Annotated in this window: 16 protein-coding genes; 7 read left to right on the top strand and 9 right to left on the bottom strand. The window is 70.1% G+C overall.

Annotated features, from left to right (window positions below):
• Nucleotides 1-169: 169 nt before the first annotated feature.
• A complete protein-coding gene (locus ACIPY8_RS17290; protein ID WP_050720867.1) occupies nucleotides 170-388 on the top strand; it encodes a hypothetical protein in 219 nt (72 codons plus the stop codon).
• A gap of 67 nt (nucleotides 389-455) precedes the next feature.
• On the opposite strand, the gene ACIPY8_RS17285 is transcribed toward ACIPY8_RS17290, so the two are convergent.
• Together ACIPY8_RS17285 and ACIPY8_RS17280 are read right to left on the bottom strand one after the other, a co-directional pair.
• Nucleotides 456-1,508 (bottom strand): alanine racemase, encoded by a 1,053-nt coding sequence (locus ACIPY8_RS17285; protein WP_400820845.1) that lies wholly within the window; start codon nucleotides 1,506-1,508, stop codon nucleotides 456-458.
• Nucleotides 1,505-2,203 carry an alanine racemase gene (locus ACIPY8_RS17280; protein WP_400820843.1) on the bottom strand — a complete coding sequence of 233 codons (699 nt, stop codon included), beginning with the start codon at nucleotides 2,201-2,203 and terminating at the stop codon, nucleotides 1,505-1,507. Before ACIPY8_RS17280 ends, ACIPY8_RS17285 begins: the two co-directional genes overlap by 4 nt.
• A gap of 80 nt (nucleotides 2,204-2,283) precedes the next feature.
• Between ACIPY8_RS17280 and ACIPY8_RS17275 the strand changes: the two genes are divergently transcribed.
• A complete protein-coding gene (locus ACIPY8_RS17275) occupies nucleotides 2,284-3,300 on the top strand; it encodes a sugar-transfer associated ATP-grasp domain-containing protein (protein ID WP_400820840.1) in 1,017 nt (338 codons plus the stop codon).
• An 89-nt stretch (nucleotides 3,301-3,389) separates the two neighbouring features.
• On the opposite strand, the gene ACIPY8_RS17270 is transcribed toward ACIPY8_RS17275, so the two are convergent.
• The 3 genes from ACIPY8_RS17270 to ACIPY8_RS17260 form a co-directional block, all read right to left on the bottom strand.
• A complete protein-coding gene (locus ACIPY8_RS17270) occupies nucleotides 3,390-4,082 on the bottom strand; it encodes a coenzyme F420-0:L-glutamate ligase (protein WP_400820838.1) in 693 nt (230 codons plus the stop codon).
• The gene (locus ACIPY8_RS17265) at nucleotides 4,082-5,359 is read right to left on the bottom strand and encodes an RNA polymerase sigma factor (RefSeq protein ID WP_400820835.1); all 1,278 of its coding nucleotides are present in this window, start codon (nucleotides 5,357-5,359) and stop codon (nucleotides 4,082-4,084) included. Before ACIPY8_RS17265 ends, ACIPY8_RS17270 begins: the two co-directional genes overlap by 1 nt.
• Before the next feature lie 129 nt (nucleotides 5,360-5,488).
• Nucleotides 5,489-6,430, bottom strand: a complete 942-nt coding sequence (locus ACIPY8_RS17260) for a proteasome assembly chaperone family protein (RefSeq protein ID WP_400820833.1) — start codon at nucleotides 6,428-6,430, stop codon at nucleotides 5,489-5,491.
• Between the two features lie 105 nt (nucleotides 6,431-6,535).
• Between ACIPY8_RS17260 and ACIPY8_RS17255 the strand changes: the two genes are divergently transcribed.
• The 3 genes from ACIPY8_RS17255 (at nucleotide 6,536) to sucB (ending at nucleotide 11,218) form a co-directional block, all read left to right on the top strand.
• Complete coding sequence (locus ACIPY8_RS17255) at nucleotides 6,536-8,008, top strand: leucyl aminopeptidase (RefSeq protein ID WP_400820830.1); 1,473 nt, start codon at nucleotides 6,536-6,538, stop codon at nucleotides 8,006-8,008.
• Nucleotides 8,009-8,012: 4 nt separating this feature from the next.
• A complete protein-coding gene (gene lpdA / locus ACIPY8_RS17250) occupies nucleotides 8,013-9,386 on the top strand; it encodes a dihydrolipoyl dehydrogenase (protein WP_400820828.1) in 1,374 nt (457 codons plus the stop codon).
• 98 nt (nucleotides 9,387-9,484) lie between these two features.
• The gene (gene sucB, locus ACIPY8_RS17245; RefSeq protein WP_400820825.1) at nucleotides 9,485-11,218 is read left to right on the top strand and encodes a 2-oxoglutarate dehydrogenase, E2 component, dihydrolipoamide succinyltransferase; all 1,734 of its coding nucleotides are present in this window, start codon (nucleotides 9,485-9,487) and stop codon (nucleotides 11,216-11,218) included.
• A gap of 13 nt (nucleotides 11,219-11,231) precedes the next feature.
• Here sucB and ACIPY8_RS17240 read toward each other — a convergent pair whose 3' ends face one another.
• A complete protein-coding gene (locus tag ACIPY8_RS17240) occupies nucleotides 11,232-11,852 on the bottom strand; it encodes a hypothetical protein (protein WP_400820822.1) in 621 nt (206 codons plus the stop codon).
• Nucleotides 11,853-11,884: 32 nt separating this feature from the next.
• On the bottom strand, nucleotides 11,885-12,754 hold the full coding sequence (locus ACIPY8_RS17235) for a hypothetical protein (RefSeq protein ID WP_400820819.1): 870 nt from the start codon (nucleotides 12,752-12,754) through the stop codon (nucleotides 11,885-11,887).
• Between the two features lie 158 nt (nucleotides 12,755-12,912).
• Between ACIPY8_RS17235 and ACIPY8_RS17230 the strand changes: the two genes are divergently transcribed.
• On the top strand, nucleotides 12,913-13,623 hold the full coding sequence (locus ACIPY8_RS17230; protein ID WP_400820816.1) for a DUF4191 family protein: 711 nt from the start codon (nucleotides 12,913-12,915) through the stop codon (nucleotides 13,621-13,623).
• A 71-nt stretch (nucleotides 13,624-13,694) separates the two neighbouring features.
• Here ACIPY8_RS17230 and ACIPY8_RS17225 read toward each other — a convergent pair whose 3' ends face one another.
• Nucleotides 13,695-14,882 (bottom strand): RimK family alpha-L-glutamate ligase, encoded by a 1,188-nt coding sequence (locus tag ACIPY8_RS17225; RefSeq protein WP_400820813.1) that lies wholly within the window; start codon nucleotides 14,880-14,882, stop codon nucleotides 13,695-13,697.
• Between the two features lie 26 nt (nucleotides 14,883-14,908).
• Here ACIPY8_RS17225 and ACIPY8_RS17220 point away from each other — a divergent pair, with 26 nt between their 5' ends.
• The gene (locus ACIPY8_RS17220) at nucleotides 14,909-15,388 is read left to right on the top strand and encodes an ATP-dependent zinc protease (protein WP_400820811.1); all 480 of its coding nucleotides are present in this window, start codon (nucleotides 14,909-14,911) and stop codon (nucleotides 15,386-15,388) included.
• A gap of 6 nt (nucleotides 15,389-15,394) precedes the next feature.
• Here the strand turns inward: ACIPY8_RS17220 and ACIPY8_RS17215 are convergent, their stop codons facing one another.
• Nucleotides 15,395-15,781 (bottom strand): RDD family protein, encoded by a 387-nt coding sequence (locus ACIPY8_RS17215; RefSeq protein WP_400820971.1) that lies wholly within the window; start codon nucleotides 15,779-15,781, stop codon nucleotides 15,395-15,397.
• Between the last annotated feature and the right edge of the window lie 23 nt (nucleotides 15,782-15,804).

Here is a 15,804-nt window from a genome sequence, read left to right as displayed (position 1 = left end):
TATTCTCGGCGGGCTCGAGGAGTCCGCCGACACTCCCCACGACCACCGACCCCGGGCCCGCCGCGTACGCTCCGAGCGAAACACGCCGTCAACCGGGCATGCATACAGGTGGGGCGTGGTTGTATTGAACACGCCCAGCAGCGAACCCGACACCATAGGAGGCACCGAGATGAACGCAACGACAGAACGTGAGACCTCCGCCGTCGAGTTCCGCCTGACCGCGATGGATCGATGCGATTCGTGCGGCGCTCAGGCCTACATCGCGGCCGAGGTCAACGGCTCCGAACTTCTCTTCTGCGCCCACCACGGCCGCAAGTACGAGGAGAAGCTGCGCAGCATCGCCACGAGCTGGCACGATGAGACCGCTCGTCTGATCGACGCCGTCTGATCCACGCGATCTGATCCGCTCCGGAGCCCGTCATCCGACGGGCTCCTTCTGTATCCGCTCCCGGTCGTCAGTCCACGATCACGCGGCGCACGAACGGGGTGAGGCGGGTGAGGATCTCTTCGCCCACCGTGTCGATGCGCTCGGCCAGGGTGGTCGCGCTGCTCTCGCCGCTCTCTCCGGCGCCGAAGACCCGCACCTCGTCGCCGACGGCCATCCCGTCCCACCCCTCGACCGCTGTGGACGCCTCGCCGACGCGCCGGATCCCGCGGGGGCCGGCCGGGGTCCCCACCGACGCTCCGGCGAGCGAGGAGGGCAGCCCGTCGAACGACCCGATCCCGATCAGCGCCTCTCCACCGGCGACGTCGACGACCGGCGCGATGAGCTCCGCGATCGGCAGGATGCCGTCGAGGTCGGGGCCGTCCGCCGAGCGGATGCCGTAGCAGAACGCCCCGATGCGCGAGACGCTGCCGCGCAGCTCGGGCCGCCACCAGGATGCCGCCGACGCCGTGAGGTGCAACGCCTCGGGGGTCGGCCCCGACTGCTCCGCGATGCGGATCGCCGAGAGGAACACCGCGCGGGCGTCGTCGTCCTCGGCGTCGCTGGCCTCGGCGAGATGGCTCCAGATCCCGATCAGGGCGGCGTGCCCCGCGGCCTCGGCCGCCCGCACGCGCCTGATCGTGTCCGGCCACTCCGAGGGGAGGAGGCCGTTGCGATGCAACCCCGTGTCGATCTTCAGGTGGATCCGGGCGAGGATCCCCCGCTCCGCCGCGCGGGCGAGCACACGGTCCAGGTACTCGGCCGTCCCGACACCCAGGTCGATCCGGTGCTCCAGCGCCGCGTCGATCTCCTCGTCCGTCGAGGTCGCCCACGCGAAGATCCGCACCTCCTCGTGCGCCGTGTCGCCGAGAAGAGTCCTGATCTCGACACCGCTGCGGATGTCGTAGGACCCGAACGAGGTCACGCCCGCCCGCACGGCGGCGTCCACGGCCCATGCGAGCCCATGCCCGTAGGACTGGTCCTTCACGACGATCATGAGGTCGGAAGGGGCGATGCGCGCGCGCACCGCGGCGATGTTCGCGAGGAACCTGTCGGTGCGGATCCGCAGCACAGGGCGGGTCATGCCTCCCACCCCCGATCGGCGTGCGCTGCGGCGACCGCGAGGAGCTCGGCGTCGCCGAGCCCGGTCGCCTCGCTCCAGTGGGCGAGCGACTCCGCGGCGGGACCACGCCCCCCGAAGAACGTCGCTTCCGCGCCCACGTCGATCGCACTGGCAGCCCCCAGATCGACGACGCACACGTCCATCGCCACACGGCCGACGATGGGGCGCATCCGTCCTCCGATCTCGACGTCGGCGCGGTTGCCCAGCGAACGCATGATGCCCTGCGCGTAGCCGCCGGTCACGAGGGCGACGGTCGTCGGCGCCCCGGCCCGGAACGTGTATCCGTACGACACCGCATCCCCGGCCTCGAGAGGCTTGGTGGAGAGGACGCGTCCGACGAGCCGCAGGACCGGGACGACATCGGACGCCGCGGAGAGCCCGTACAGGAGGCGGGCGTCGATGTCCGGTTCGCCCGCGGTGACGGCGGGCACGCCGTGCTCCGCGAGAGCATCGACCTCGGCGACGGAATCCACACGCACGGCAGAGGCTCCTGCGGCGATCACGGCCGGTGCGACGGCTCGGACGCCATGACCCCAGGCGTCGCGCCGCAGGTCGGCCAGATGCCCTCCGGCGGCGACCGCCGCGGACGCCGCGGCGGTGAGAGCGGACCGGGAGATCAGCGCACGCGGGCGGGAACTGGAAGACGTCTCACACACCCGACCAGCCTAACTCCGCCCTCCCAGGATGCCCGGCGGCCCCACCGTAGACTGGACGGGACCCCCGAACTTGGAGATCCATGTCACGCTTTTCCCTCGCGCCCCGCGTCCGCTACCTGATGGATCGCGCCCGGCGCATCGACGTCGGCTCCGTGATCGAGCGCGCCAAGGAGGCGTCGGCCCAGCACGGCAAGCCCGTGCCGCTGGTCGTTGTCGACATGCTGTGGTCGGCCGGTCGGCACAACGTCGGCTTCCAGGACTACATCGACTACGACTTCGCGATCCTGTCCAAGGCCGAGCGCAACACGTACATGACGCACCCCGTGTCGAATCAGATCTCGCAGCAGTACGACCACCCGGATTACCGGCACCTGTTCCATGACAAGGCCGAGTTCAACGTCAGGTTCGACGCTCTGCTGAAGCGCGAGTGGATGCTGATCACGGCCGACAACGCCGAGGAGCTGCGCGCGTTCACCGAGCGCCAGGGCACGATCGTCGTGAAGGAGACGCACGGTCAGGCCGGCACCGGCGTGCACCGCTATCACGCGAAGGACGTCACGGACTGGACCGCGTTCCACGCGGAGCTGCTGTCGAAGAAGCAGGTCCTCGTCGAGGAGGTCATCCGCCAGCACGCCGACCTCGCCGCCGTCTGCCCCGGCACCGTGAACACGACGCGCGTCACCGCCTTCTTCGACGGCGAGAAGACGCACATCCTCGCGATCGCGCAGAAGTTCGGCCGCGGCGCGGTGAGCGACCAGATGAGCTTCGGCGGCTTCTACACGATGCTCGACGACGACGGCCACGCCGTCGGCCCCGGCTACGACTCGCACGGCCACGTGCACGTCACCCACCCGGACTCCGGGTTCACGATCGCCGACTTCCAGCTGCCGCTGATGGACCAGGTGCGGGAGTTCGTCGACCAGGCGGCCCGCGTCGTCCCGCAGGTCCAGTACGTCGGCTGGGACGTCGTGGTGACGCCCGACGGCCCCGTGCTCGTCGAGGGCAACTGGGGCGCGGGCGTCTACGAGAACAAGCCCAGCGTCACCGGCATCCGGACCGGTCACAAGCCGCGCTATCAGGCCGCGATCGGCTTCTGAGCGCAGACACCCCCGTCTATTTCTGCCGAACGGCACCAAAAGACCCTCTGTTTCTGCCGAACGGCAGAAACAGAGGGTCTTTGTGCGACTCAGACCGCGCGGACGATGCCCACCGGCGTGGACTGTCCGCCCTGGCCGAGCGGATTGTCGCCGAGGATCTGCACCAGCCGGCGCTCCCCCGCCTTGTCGAGCGTCGAACCCAGGATGTTGCCGCCGATATCGTTGATGTCGACCACGGCCACATCCACCTGGGCGCCGACGAGCTTCTGCACGCGCTGCGCGACCTCGCGCGGGTTCTTCGGACCGAGCACGACCGCCTCGTTGTAGGGCGGGATCGTGTTCTTGGTAGGGCCGTCGATCGCGCGCGCCTTGTCGCCGGCGATGCGGTAGAAGTCCCCGCGACGGCCGAACGCCTTCGTGATCACCGAGACACCCGCGGCGAAGAGGATCCGCAGGGTGCCGCACTCGCGCAGCGCCATCTCCATCGTCTCGGGCATGCCCAGGCCGATGCCGTACGAGGTGCGCACGACGTACCGGGAGAGGAAGCGGGCGAGCGGGCGCGGCGTGATCTCGTCGAGACGGTATGAGCGACCCTGCGTGATCGCGACGATCTTCTCGGTCACGAACAGCAGGTCGCCCGGCTGCACGGCGTCCTTCGCGTACTCCGTGATGACGGAGTCGAGGTCGTCGTTCGGCATCACGACGCGCGTCTTCAGCGGAATCCGCGCGTAGCTCGTCCCCTCGACGCTCGCCTCGAGCGCCTTGCCCTCGTTCGCCTGCATCACTCGAGGTAGTCCCGCAGCGACTGCGAGCGGCTCGGGTGGCGCAGCTTGGCCATGGTCTTCGACTCGATCTGACGGATCCGCTCACGGGTCACGCCGAACGTGTCGCCGATCTGGTCGAGCGTCTTCGGCTGACCGTCGCCCAGGCCGAAGCGCATCCGGATCACTCCGGCCTCGCGCTCCGACAGCGAGTCGAGCAGCTGCTCGAGCTGACGCTGCAGCATCGTGAAGCCCACGGCGTCCGCCGGCACGACGGCCTCGGTGTCCTCGATCAGGTCGCCGAACTCGCTGTCGCCGTCCTCGCCGAGCGGGGTGTGCAGGGAGATGGGCTCGCGGCCGTACTTCTGCACCTCCACGACCTTCTCGGGCGTCATGTCGAGCTCGCGGCTGAGCTCCTCGGGCGTGGGCTCGCGGCCCAGGTCCTGCAGCATCTGCCGCTGGACGCGGGCGAGCTTGTTGATGACCTCCACCATGTGCACCGGGATGCGGATGGTGCGGGCCTGGTCGGCCATGGCGCGCGTGATCGCCTGACGGATCCACCAGGTCGCGTAGGTCGAGAACTTGAAGCCCTTGGTGTAGTCGAACTTCTCGACCGCGCGGATGAGACCGAGGTTGCCCTCCTGGATCAGATCCAGGAACTGCATGCCGCGGCCGGTGTAGCGCTTCGCGAGCGAGACGACGAGTCGCAGGTTGGCACCGAGGAGGTGGCTCTTCGCGCGCTGGCCGTCGCGGGCGACCCACTGGAGGTCGAGACCGAGCTGGCCGGTCTTCTCGGCCGCCGACATCGCGGAGAGCTTCTCCTCGGCGAACAGACCCGCCTCGATGCGCATCGCGAGCTCGACCTCTTCGGCCGCGTTCAGCAGCGCGACCTTTCCGATCTGCTTCAGGTAGTCCTTGACCGGGTCGGCCGTCGCGCCCGTGATCTGCGTCGAGTAGACCGGCACGTCCTCGTCGTCGTTCGACGAGATGACGATCGCACCCGTGGGCAGCGGCTCGGTGAAGGCCGGCTTCTTGTCGTCCTCGTCCTCGTCGGCCTCCTCGGCCGCGGGGGCCGTGGACTCGTCATCTTCGACGATGTCGTCCGACTTCTTCTTCTTCGCGGGAGCGCGCTTGGCGGCCGCACGCTGCGCGGCGGTCTTGGGCGCGGGCTTCTCGGCCGTCTCCTCCGCCTGGGGCTCGACCTCGGGAGCCTCGGCGGTCTTCTTCGTCCGGGTTTTCTTCGTCGTGGCAGGAGTCACGTTTCGCCTTTCACGGGGCCGCAGGCGGCCTCGGGACATTTCGGACACTAGTAAGACCCTTGTCAAGCCCGATCTCCGGGGAGATCGATTGACAACGGGTCGGACTCCTAGTATACCCACACGTGCGGGTGTGCAGGTGCATCCCGGCGAACTCGCCGCCCGTCGGGCTCAGCCGCGACCGGGCTTGTCCTCGTCGCCGGTGCGCCGCGAGGCGAGGTAGCGCTCCAGCTCCGCCGCCAACTCGTCGGCGCTCGGCAGGTCGCGCTCGTTGAACCCGCCCTCGTCGTACGACGCGTCCTCCGGATCACGGCCCGCCATGTAGGCGTCGTACCGGCGCTCGAGACCGTGCACCATCTGCTGCAGCTCGTCGTTCCCCAGAACCTGCTCGTCGACGCGGGACAGGTAGTCCTCGCGGCGCTCCTGCACCTCGTCGAGCATCAGCACCAGACCGGTCGCCGCCATGAGCCGCTCGGCGGCCGCGATCACGGCATCCGGGTTCTCGGTCTCGGCGAGGTAGTGCGGGACGAGCAGCACGAAGCCGACGACGCGGTCGCCGCGCTCCGCGAAGCGGAACTCGAGGAGATGACCGGCCGTGGCCGGGACCTGGGTGCGCGGGCGCCAGACCGAGTGCGCGACCGTGAGCTCACGGCGATTGCCGCTCACCGTCGTGCCGATCGGCCGCGTGTGCGGCACCGGCATCGCGATGGAATGCACCCAGTTGAGACCGGACACCTCGAACTCGGAAGCGAGGTCGAGCACGGTGCGCGCGAACTCGTTCCAGGCGAAGTCCGGCTCGTAGCCCGCGAGGAGGAGGAACTGCTGCCCGAGGGCATCGGTGGCGAGCGAGAGCTCGAGCCGAGCCGGACGGAACTCGGTGAGGTGGTCCTGATCGAAGGCGATCACCGGTCGACGCGCCCGGTAGTCGAGCAGCACGTCGTTGTCGAAGATCTCGATCGGCTGCGGGGACGTGGTCTCGCGCAGGTGCTCGATGAGACCGGAGACCGCGTTCCCCGCGTCCGTGAAGCCCGTGAGGAGCAGGACCAGGGGCAGCCCGCGCGGCACCGCCGGCGCGTTCGCGACACGTTCGTGGATGTCTCCGGAGAAGGGCATGACTCCATGCTACGAGCAGGGGCGGACGGGAGGGCGGCGGCCGTCATGCTCACAGCGAACACGTCGCGCGACGACCGCAGGCATCGTGGTCCCTAGGATGGAGGCATGACGCTTCCCGCGCTCTCGCGCACCACCGATCAGTTCCCCGGAAGCGCTGCAGACGCCGCAGTGCTCGTCATCCCCGAGATCAGCGACTCGGTCGAACCGCTCTCCGGCTACCCCGGACTCGCCGAGGCGCTGAAGGGCGTCGGGTACACGGGTTCCGCGTCGGCGTTCACGCGCGTGCACGCCCCCGAGACGACGACCCTGCCCTTCGCGGTCGTCGGGGTCGGGACGGATCCGGACGCCGCCGCGGTGCGAAACGCCGTCGGCGCCGCGCTGCGCGGCCTCACCGGGTTCGAGACGGTCTCCCTCGCCCTGGCACCGGGGCTCGAGAGCTTCGCGGATGCCGCGGCCGAGGGCGCCGTGCTCGGCGGATATCGCTTCGACGGCTACCGCCGTGAGAAGGGGAAGGCCCGCGCGACGTCGGTCATCCTGCACGCCGATGTCGACGACGCTGCCGTCGCGAAGGCGACCGCGGTGGGTGATGCCGTTTCGCTCATCAAGGACCTCGTCTTCACCCCCGCCGAATGGCAGAGCCCCGCGCAGCTCGCGCAGAGCGCTGCGGACAGCGTGGCCGACCTCGACGTCACCGTCGAGATCCTCGACGAGGAGGCCCTCGCAGCACAGGGCTTCGGCGGCATCCTCGGCGTCGCGCAGGGCTCCGACCGCCCGCCGCGCCTCGTCCGACTGGACTACGCGCCCGCCGACGCCACACGGCACATCGCCCTCGTCGGCAAGGGCATCACGTTCGACACCGGCGGACTCTCGCTCAAGCCCGCGGCCTCCATGGTCGGCATGAAGTTCGACATGGCAGGAGCCGCCACGAGCCTCGCCGCGCTGCGGGCGATCGCGACGCTCGGCCTCCCCGTGCATGTCACCGCCTGGCTCTGCATCACCGACAACATGCCCTCCGGTCGTGCTCTGCGCCCGGGAGACGTGCTGCGCATCCTCGACGGTACGACCGTCGAGGTCCCGAACACCGACGCCGAGGGCCGGCTCGTGCTCGCCGACGGCCTCGTCGCCGCGAGCCGCGAGCACCCGGACGTGATCATCGACGTCGCGACCCTGACTGGCGCGATCGTGATGGCGCTGGGACACCGTCACACCGGTGTGTTCGGCGACGACGACACCGTCGCCGAACTGTTGGCCGCCGCGAAGTCCGTCGACGAGCTGGCGTGGCACATGCCGCTGCCGGACTACATGGAGGATTCGCTCGACTCCCCCATCGCCGACATGCAGAACGCGAACATGGGCGACAGGATGGGCGGCGCCTCCTACGCGGGCCTCTTCCTCCGCCGCTTCATCGGCCGCACGTCCGACGCGGACGACGCGCCGCGCATCCCCTGGGTGCACCTCGACATCGCCGGATCCGGCGAGCACAACGGAGCCCCCTACGGCTTCACGGACAAGGGTCCAACGGGGGCGATGGTCCGATCGATCATCGCCTTCGCCGACGCATCCCACACGGAGGCATGACCACATGACAACCCACACCTTCGACATCGTCGTCCTGGGCGGAGGCAGCGGCGGGTACGCCGCGGCGCTGCGAGCCAGCGAGCTCGGCAAGAGCGTGGCCCTCATCGAGAAGGACAAGGTCGGCGGCACCTGCCTGCACCGCGGCTGCATCCCGACCAAGGCTCTGCTCCATGCGGCCGAGGTCGCCGAGCACGTGCGCGACGCCGCGCACGTCGGCATCACCGCGACGCTCGAGAGCATCGACCCGGCCGGCGTCCGCGCCTACCGCGAGGGCATCGTCGCGAAGAAGTTCAAGGGGCTCGAGGGGCTTGTCAAGGCGCGCGGCATCACGACCGTCGCCGGCACCGGCCGCCTCAACGCCGACCGCTCGGTGAGCGTGGGCGACGACGTGTACGTCGGGGCCGACGTGATCCTCGCGACCGGGTCGTACAGCCGCACGCTGCCGGGCCTCGAGATCGGCGGGCGCGTCCTCACGAGCGAGCAGGCCCTGTCGCTCGATGTGATCCCCGACCGAGTGCTGATCCTCGGCGGCGGTGTCATCGGCGTGGAGTTCGCGAGCGTCTGGCGCTCCTTCGGCGCCGAGGTCACGATCATCGAGGCGCTGCCGCACCTGGTGCCCAACGAGGACATCGCACTCAGCAAGGGCCTCGAGCGCGCGTTCCGTCGTCGCGGGATCCAATACTCGCTGGGTGTGCGCTTCCAGACCGCGACGCAGGACGACTCCTCGGTCACCGTCACGCTCGAGGACGGCAAGGAGTTCACGGCGGACTACCTGCTCGTCGCGGTCGGCCGCGGTCCCGTGACCGCCGACCTCGGCTTCGAGGAGGCCGGAGTCGCGCTCGACCGTGGATTCGTCACCGTCGACCAGGACCTGCGCACCGGTGCCCCGGGCGTCTGGGCCGTCGGCGACATCGTGCCCGGACTGCAGCTCGCGCACCGCGGATTCCAGCAGGGAATCGCCGTCGCCGAGAGGATCGCTGGTCTGTCGCCCGTGACCATCCCGGACTCGCAGATCCCGAAGGTGACGTACTCCAGCCCCGAGGTGGCGTCGGTGGGCGTGACCGAGGAGGCCGCTGTCGCGGCGCACGGAGCTGACGCCGTGGCGGCGTACGAGTACAACCTCGCCGGCAACGGCAAGAGCGAGATCATCGGGACCGGCGGACTCGTCAAGGTCGTGCGCCTCAAGGACGGTCCGGTGCTCGGCGTGCACCTGCTCGGCGACCGCGTGGGCGAACTCATCACCGAAGGCCAGCTCGCCGTGGCGTGGGAAGCCCACCCGGAGGACATCGCCCCGCTGATCCACGCCCACCCGACTCAGAGCGAGGCTCTCGGCGAGGCCTTCCTGGCCCTCGCCGGCAAGCCGCTGCACGCTCTCTGAACCACCCAGACCCCCGGACCAGCGGGGCGGAACACCAACCGCCGCGCAGGTCACTAAGCTAGACAAGCGTCATACAACTTCCTGAAGGAGACTCCGTCATGAGCACATCCGTGGTCCTCCCCGCTCTCGGTGAGAGCGTCACAGAGGGTACGGTCACCCGCTGGCTCAAGCAGGTGGGAGACACCGTGCAGGCGGATGAGGGCCTGCTCGAGATCTCGACCGACAAGGTCGACACCGAGATCCCCTCCCCCGTCAGCGGTGTGATCGAGGAGATCCTCGTCGCCGAGGACGAGACCGTCGAGGTCGGCGCGCTGCTCGCGCGGATCGGCGACGGCAGCGGTGCGGCACCGGCCGCCGACGCTCCCGAGGCCGCAGCCCCGGCCGCTGAAGCCGCACCCGCCGAGGCCGCACCCGCTGCCGAGGCACCTGCCGCCGAGGCGCCCGCTGCCGAGGCACCTGCCGCCGAGGCGCCCGCTGCCGAGGCACCTGCCGCCGAGGCACCCGCCGCCGCTCCGGCAGGCGACGCCAAGGACATCGTGCTCCCCGAACTCGGCGAGAGCGTGACCGAGGGCACCGTGACGCGCTGGCTGAAGCAGGTCGGCGACTCGGTCGAGGTCGACGAGGCTCTCCTCGAGATCTCGACGGACAAGGTCGACACCGAGATCCCGTCGCCGGTCGCCGGTGTGCTCCAGGAGATCGTGGCCGGCGAGGACGAGACCGTCGCCGTCGGCGCTGTCCTGGCCCGCGTCGGTTCGGGCGCCGTCCCCGCACCTGCCGCTGCCCCGAGCGCCGCTCCTGAGGCCGCCGCTCCGGAGGCCGCTGCTCCGGCACCCGCCGCCGCCCCGGCACCCGCCGCCGCCCCGGCACCCGCCGCCGCCCCGGCACCCGCCGCCGCTGCTGCTCCGAAGCTGTCGCTCCCGACCGAGAACGACAACCTCTACGTGACGCCGCTCGTCCGTCGCCTCGCCTCGCAGCAGGGTGTCGATCTCGCGACCGTCACGGGCACCGGCGTCGGTGGACGCATCCGCAAGGAGGACGTCCTCAAGGCAGCCGAGTCGGCCTCGGCCGCTCCGGCCGCCGCCGCGGCTCCCGCCGCTCCGGCGCTCGAGGTCTCGCCGCTCCGCGGCACGACGCAGCCGATGTCCCGTCTGCGCAAGGTTCTGGCCCAGCGCGCCGTCGAGTCGATGCAGCAGACGGCTCAGCTCACGACGGTCGTCGAGGTCGACGTGACGGCTCTGGCGGAGTACCGCGACAGCGTCAAGGGCTCGTTCCTCGAGAAGACCGGTGACAAGCTGTCGTTCCTCCCGTTCTTCGCCCTCGCCGCCGCGGAGGCACTCCAGGCCTTCCCGATCGTGAACTCCACGGTCGACGGAGACCAGATCGTGTACCCGGCCACCGAGAACCTCTCGATCGCGGTCGACACCGAGCGCGGCCTGCTCACCCCGGTGCTGCGCGACGCGGCGTCGAAGAACATCGCTGAGATCGCGCACGAGATCGCCGACCTCGCGGCCCGCACCCGCGACAACAAGCTGAAGCCGGACGAGCTCGCAGGCGGCACGTTCACGCTGACCAACACCGGTTCGCGTGGCGCGCTGTTCGACACCCCCGTGGTCTTCCTGCCGCAGTCGGCGATCCTCGGGACCGGAACGGTCGTCAAGCGGCCCGGCCTCGTCAAGGTCGGCGGCACCGACGCGATCGCGGTGCGCTCGTACGTGTACCTCGCGCTCTCGTACGACCACCGCATCATCGACGGAGCAGACGCAGCCCGCTTCCTCGGGGCGGTCAAGGCCCGCCTCGAGTCGGCGCAGTTCGCCGCTCAGCTCGGAGCCTGATCTCCTCGCAGTGTCACCCTGGCTGGTCCGCGACGTCGTAGGCGTCGCGGACCAGCCATTTCTCGTCCACCTGAACGAGCACGAGCATGCGGGCGTACGCCCCGGAACCCGCCTCCGCGCCCTTCCCGGCCTCGGCGCCCGTCGACAGCCGCAGGACCGCGGCGCCGCCGTACTCGTCGACGACCTGGATGCTCTCGTCGCCCTCGTCCCGCTGCGACGCGGCCTCGAACAGGTCGACGACATGGCCGGCGCCGGGAACCACGGCCGCCGCACAGGTGTCGTCGCGGGCGGCGACGCATGCACGGACGGCCGCGACCACGCGCGCCCCGATGACCTCCAGATCTCCTCCACTCCTCGCGCCGGGCTCCGGTGCGGGGTCGAGCGGAACGCCCGTCTGCTCCTCCGCGCCGCCCGACGACGGCTCGGTCGGCACGTCCGCCGCGGCCGGGTTCTCGACGTGCCTCGCGCCTCCCGCGGCCGAGTCGCCACCGGCCGGACCATCCGAACCTCCGCCCGGCCACAGCAGGCCCGCCGCGATCACCGCGCCGGCGGCGACCGCTCCGACCAGGAGCTTCGGCACCCGTCGACGAGCCGGTCCCGTCCCGCCGGGGCGCCCTCCTCGCTCCTCGTCCATGGACGCGACGCCGCGCCGAGGCCGCCGCACCGCTACGGCCGACGCAGCGACCGTCCGCACCGACACGAGGACGGTGCGCACGAGCATCGCGACACGCGCCCGCACCGGTGGTGCCGACACGTCACGCATCCGTGCCTCCGACGATGGGCCGGCGAGATCCGCCGACGCTCCGCCCGGCGGTGCACGAACGGCTCCGCGGCGACGATCCTGTGCACCGCACCCGCAGCGGACGTGTCCGGGGCGGTGTCCTCTGCGACGCTCAGAGGACGGGGAGCAGCGACGGACAACAGCTCCGTCTCCCAGATGTCGAGCTGGCGCCGCGGGACCTCCGGTCGGTCCGCGAACCGGCGGAGCCCCTCGGCTATGACGTCGAGCAGTCGCCTCTGCGCTCGATCCGTCGTCTCGGCCGCGACCGCCTCGACGAGCCTCGCTCCGGTCACACGCGCGTCGTCGTCCTCCCCGATGACGACGACCGGACATCCCTCGTCGGTCAGCCACCACTCCCCGCGGCGTGCTCCGGGAGGGCCGGCGTCGAGTTCACCGACCCCCCGGAGCACGCTGACCACCAGCGTGCTGATCTCCCCAGCCGTCAGCACGTTCCCCTGACGCGCGCGGCGCCCCAGGAACACGGTGATCCTCTCGGTGCACCAGGGCAGCAGCACGTCGTGCCCGTCGGCACGTCGCACCACGTCCATCGGCGCCGCGACATGCTGCGCGCCCGCGTACGGCCATCCGCCCCAGCCGGACAGCCCCTCCGCGTCCCGCAGCACGGCTTTCTCCTCCCCGTCAGACACGAGCGCCCCGGCGAAAGGCCCCTCCTCCGCTGCCAGACGACGGACGACGCGGTACGCGCCGGGGAGCAGGGCGCTCGCCCGTCGCGTGGTCGTCTCGCTCGATGTCATGGCCTCCATCAGAGCGCATCCGCCGATGAGGCGGGACAGATCGGGGTGCCTGTGGAGAGAATCGGCCTTGCGCCCTGGATGTGGAGGAGGAGCCGACGGGGAATCCGCCCCACGCGAACGGCGTCATGACCGCATCCGGGAGTCGGTATCCTGGGAGCATGGCAAACCGTTCGTCCGCACCCGAGAAGCGCCCGGGGTTCTTCTCCCAGATCAAGTCGCTCTTCCGGTTCACCCGTGAGGTGTACCCCTGGCTCCCCTGGGCCCAGATCGCGATCCTGATCGCCGGTGTGCTCATCGGACTCATCGTCGGCTTCCTGATCCAGCAGTCGCAGATCTGGACGCTCGTCCTCTGGGGCATCTCCGGTCTCATGCTCGGCGTGCTCGGGTCGATGTTCCTCATGACCCGCCTGTCGACCTCGGCGATGTATCAGAAGATCGACGGCATGCCCGGTGCCACCGGCCATGTGCTGAGCACGAGCCTCGGACGCAGCTGGCAGGCGTCCGAGACGCCCGTCGGCATCAACCCCAAGACGCAGGACGCCGTGTACCGCACGGTCGGCCGCGGCGGCGTCGTGGTCGTCGGCGAAGGCTCGCGCGGTCGCCTGACGCGCCTCGTCAACGACGAGCGCAGCAAGGCCGCTCGCGTCGCTCACGGCGTGCCCGTCACGGTGCTCTACGTCGGACACGGCGACGACGACGTCGCCATCGCCGACCTCTCGAAGACCATCAAGAAGCTTCCGAAGGCGATCGACAAGGCCACCATGGCCGCCGTCATCAAGCGCATCGAGTCGGTGTCGCAGTCGATCTCCTCGCTGCCCATCCCGAAGGGCATCGACCCCACGAAGGTCCGTGCTCAGCGTCCGCGCTGATCCGGATCCCGCACAGACGACGAAGCGCGGCCGCTCCTCTCGCGAGGGCGGCCGCGCTTCGTCGTCACCGGCTACTCGGACAGCGGCTGTCGCGGCAGCCGGCGCACCTTCGCGCGGCGTCGGCGGCGCTCGGGAACCATCGAGCGCATCTCGTCGAGCTTGCCGAAGCAGAACAACCGGTCATCGGCCTCGAGCACCACGTGCTTGCGCGGGTTGGGGATCACGGTCACACCGCGGTGCAGGGTGAGCACGGTGATGTCGCGCTCCCAGAGCCCGGCCTCGCCGAGAGTCTTGCCGACGAGGTCGACCGCGCCGTGCACCATGAGCTCGGCGACGCCGTATCCCGTCGAGACCGTGAGACGCTGACGCACGTCGATCTCCGGGAACGCCACCTGACCGGCGATGTAGTCGATGATCGCGCCGGCGACGTCGAGCTTCGTGGCGGTCTCGATCCCCTGCAGCCCGGGCGAGGAGTTGACCTCCATGACCAGCGGCCCGTCGTCGCCCTCGAGCATGTCGACGCCCGCGACGCGGAGTCCCATGATCTGCGCCGAACGCACGGCGGCGCGCTCGTACACGGGATCGAGCTCGATCGCCTCGACCGAACCCCCGCGGTGCACGTTGGAGCGGAATTCATCGCCCGCGGCGGAGCGTCGCATCGCGGCGACGACCCGGTCGCCCACCACGAGCGCACGGATGTCCTTGCCCCGACTCTCGGAGATGAACTTCTGGATCAGCACGTTCTGCTTCGTGGAGTGCAGCGTCTCGATGATCGCCTCGGCGACCTTGACCTGGGGCGCGAGGATCACGCCGATGCCCTGGGTGCCCTCGAGCAGCTTGATGACGACAGGGGCACCGCCGACGCGCTCGATCGCCGGGCGCACGTCGGCGCGATTGCGCACGAACGCGGTCGGCGGCATCGCGATGTTGTGCCTCGACAGGATCTGATTCGCCCGGAGCTTGTCGCGCGCGCTCGAGATCCCGTTCGCGGTGTTCGGCGTGTACACGTCCATCTGCTCGAACTGGCGCACGACGGCCGTGCCGAAGTACGTGATCGAGTTGCCGATGCGCGGCAGGATCGCGTCGTAGTCGCTCAGCTGCCGTCCGCGGTAGTGCAGGTCGGGTTCGTCCGCGGTGAGGTCGATCGCGAACCGCAGGGTGTTCAGCACCTTGACGTTGTGACCGCGCTGGAGGGCGGCCGCACGAAGTCGTTGGGTGGAGTACGCCTGCGGCGCACGGGAGAGCACTGCGATCTTCACGAGGGATTTCCTGCCAGGATGGTCGGGTGAGTAAGTCATCCCATTCAAACACTCTTATCGGGTGGCGAGAATGGGTGAGCCTGCCCGATCTCGGCGTCGACTGGCTCAAGGCCAAGATCGACACCGGTGCCCGCACGTCCTCGCTGCATGCGTTCGACATCCATGAGTTCGAGCGCGACGGCGTGTCGTGGGTCCGCTTCCGGGTGAAGCCCTGGCAGGACAGCCAGGAGGATGCCGTCGACGTGGAGTCGCCCGTGCACGACCGCCGTGCCGTGCGCAGCTCCTCGGGTCACGCGCAGGAGCGTTTCGTCGTCGAGCTGCTCATCCGTCTCTACGACCGCGAGGTCCTCGCGGAGGTCACGCTGAGCAACCGGGACGAGATGGGCTTCCGCATGCTGATCGGGCGCGAGGCGCTCAAGCAGGGGTACGTCGTCGACCCGTCGCGCTCCTTCGTCGGGGGTCGTGCGCCGCGCGAGGCCCGGCGCCGCAACCGCGGCCGGGAATGAGTCCGCTCACGCGCGGATGAGCACCAGGCCGGTCGCCTTGTCGTGCAGGCCGCGCTGATCGGCATCCCAGATCACGGCGGGGATCACGACGACCAGCAGCAGCGTCCGGACGATCGGACGCCAGATCCCGACCCAGCCGCCGCCGAGACGCACGACGCGCATGCCGAGGATGCGGTGGCCGGGGCTGCCGCCCGCCGTGGGGATGAAGAGGATCTGCAGCACCGCGAACACCGCCATGGGCGCGAACTGCGTGAGACCGGCCTCCGTGGGCAGTGCGAACTGGTCGAAGCCGAGGAAACCGGTGGCGATGATCGTGGCTGCGACGTAGTCGATCAACAGTGCCCCGATCCGGCGCCCGGGACGGGCGATGCTGCCGGTCCCGGTCTGCGGCATTCCGAGTCTCTCGCCGGGGTACG

It is taken from the genome of Microbacterium sp. NPDC089696, from assembly GCF_044749125.1.
GTDB lineage: Bacteria > Actinomycetota > Actinomycetes > Actinomycetales > Microbacteriaceae > Microbacterium.
Note: the sequence above shows the minus strand (reverse complement) of the source record. Positions and strands in the feature narration are given on the sequence as shown.

Coding starts and splice junctions, on each gene's coding strand:
- ACIPY8_RS17230 (WP_400820816.1), top strand. CDS start 12,913: ATGGCAAACCGTTCGTCCGCACCCGAGAAGCGCCCGGGGTTCTTCTCC.
- ACIPY8_RS17215 (WP_400820971.1), bottom strand. CDS start 15,781: ATGCCGCAGACCGGGACCGGCAGCATCGCCCGTCCCGGGCGCCGGATC.
- ACIPY8_RS17270 (WP_400820838.1), bottom strand. CDS start 4,082: ATGCAGGCGAACGAGGGCAAGGCGCTCGAGGCGAGCGTCGAGGGGACG.
- sucB (WP_400820825.1), top strand. CDS start 9,485: ATGAGCACATCCGTGGTCCTCCCCGCTCTCGGTGAGAGCGTCACAGAG.
- ACIPY8_RS17265 (WP_400820835.1), bottom strand. CDS start 5,359: ATGTCCCGAGGCCGCCTGCGGCCCCGTGAAAGGCGAAACGTGACTCCT.
- ACIPY8_RS17285 (WP_400820845.1), bottom strand. CDS start 1,508: ATGACCCGCCCTGTGCTGCGGATCCGCACCGACAGGTTCCTCGCGAAC.
- ACIPY8_RS17240 (WP_400820822.1), bottom strand. CDS start 11,852: ATGGACGAGGAGCGAGGAGGGCGCCCCGGCGGGACGGGACCGGCTCGT.
- lpdA (WP_400820828.1), top strand. CDS start 8,013: ATGACAACCCACACCTTCGACATCGTCGTCCTGGGCGGAGGCAGCGGC.
- ACIPY8_RS17260 (WP_400820833.1), bottom strand. CDS start 6,430: ATGCCCTTCTCCGGAGACATCCACGAACGTGTCGCGAACGCGCCGGCG.
- ACIPY8_RS17275 (WP_400820840.1), top strand. CDS start 2,284: ATGTCACGCTTTTCCCTCGCGCCCCGCGTCCGCTACCTGATGGATCGC.
- ACIPY8_RS17235 (WP_400820819.1), bottom strand. CDS start 12,754: ATGACATCGAGCGAGACGACCACGCGACGGGCGAGCGCCCTGCTCCCC.
- ACIPY8_RS17255 (WP_400820830.1), top strand. CDS start 6,536: ATGACGCTTCCCGCGCTCTCGCGCACCACCGATCAGTTCCCCGGAAGC.
- ACIPY8_RS17290 (WP_050720867.1), top strand. CDS start 170: ATGAACGCAACGACAGAACGTGAGACCTCCGCCGTCGAGTTCCGCCTG.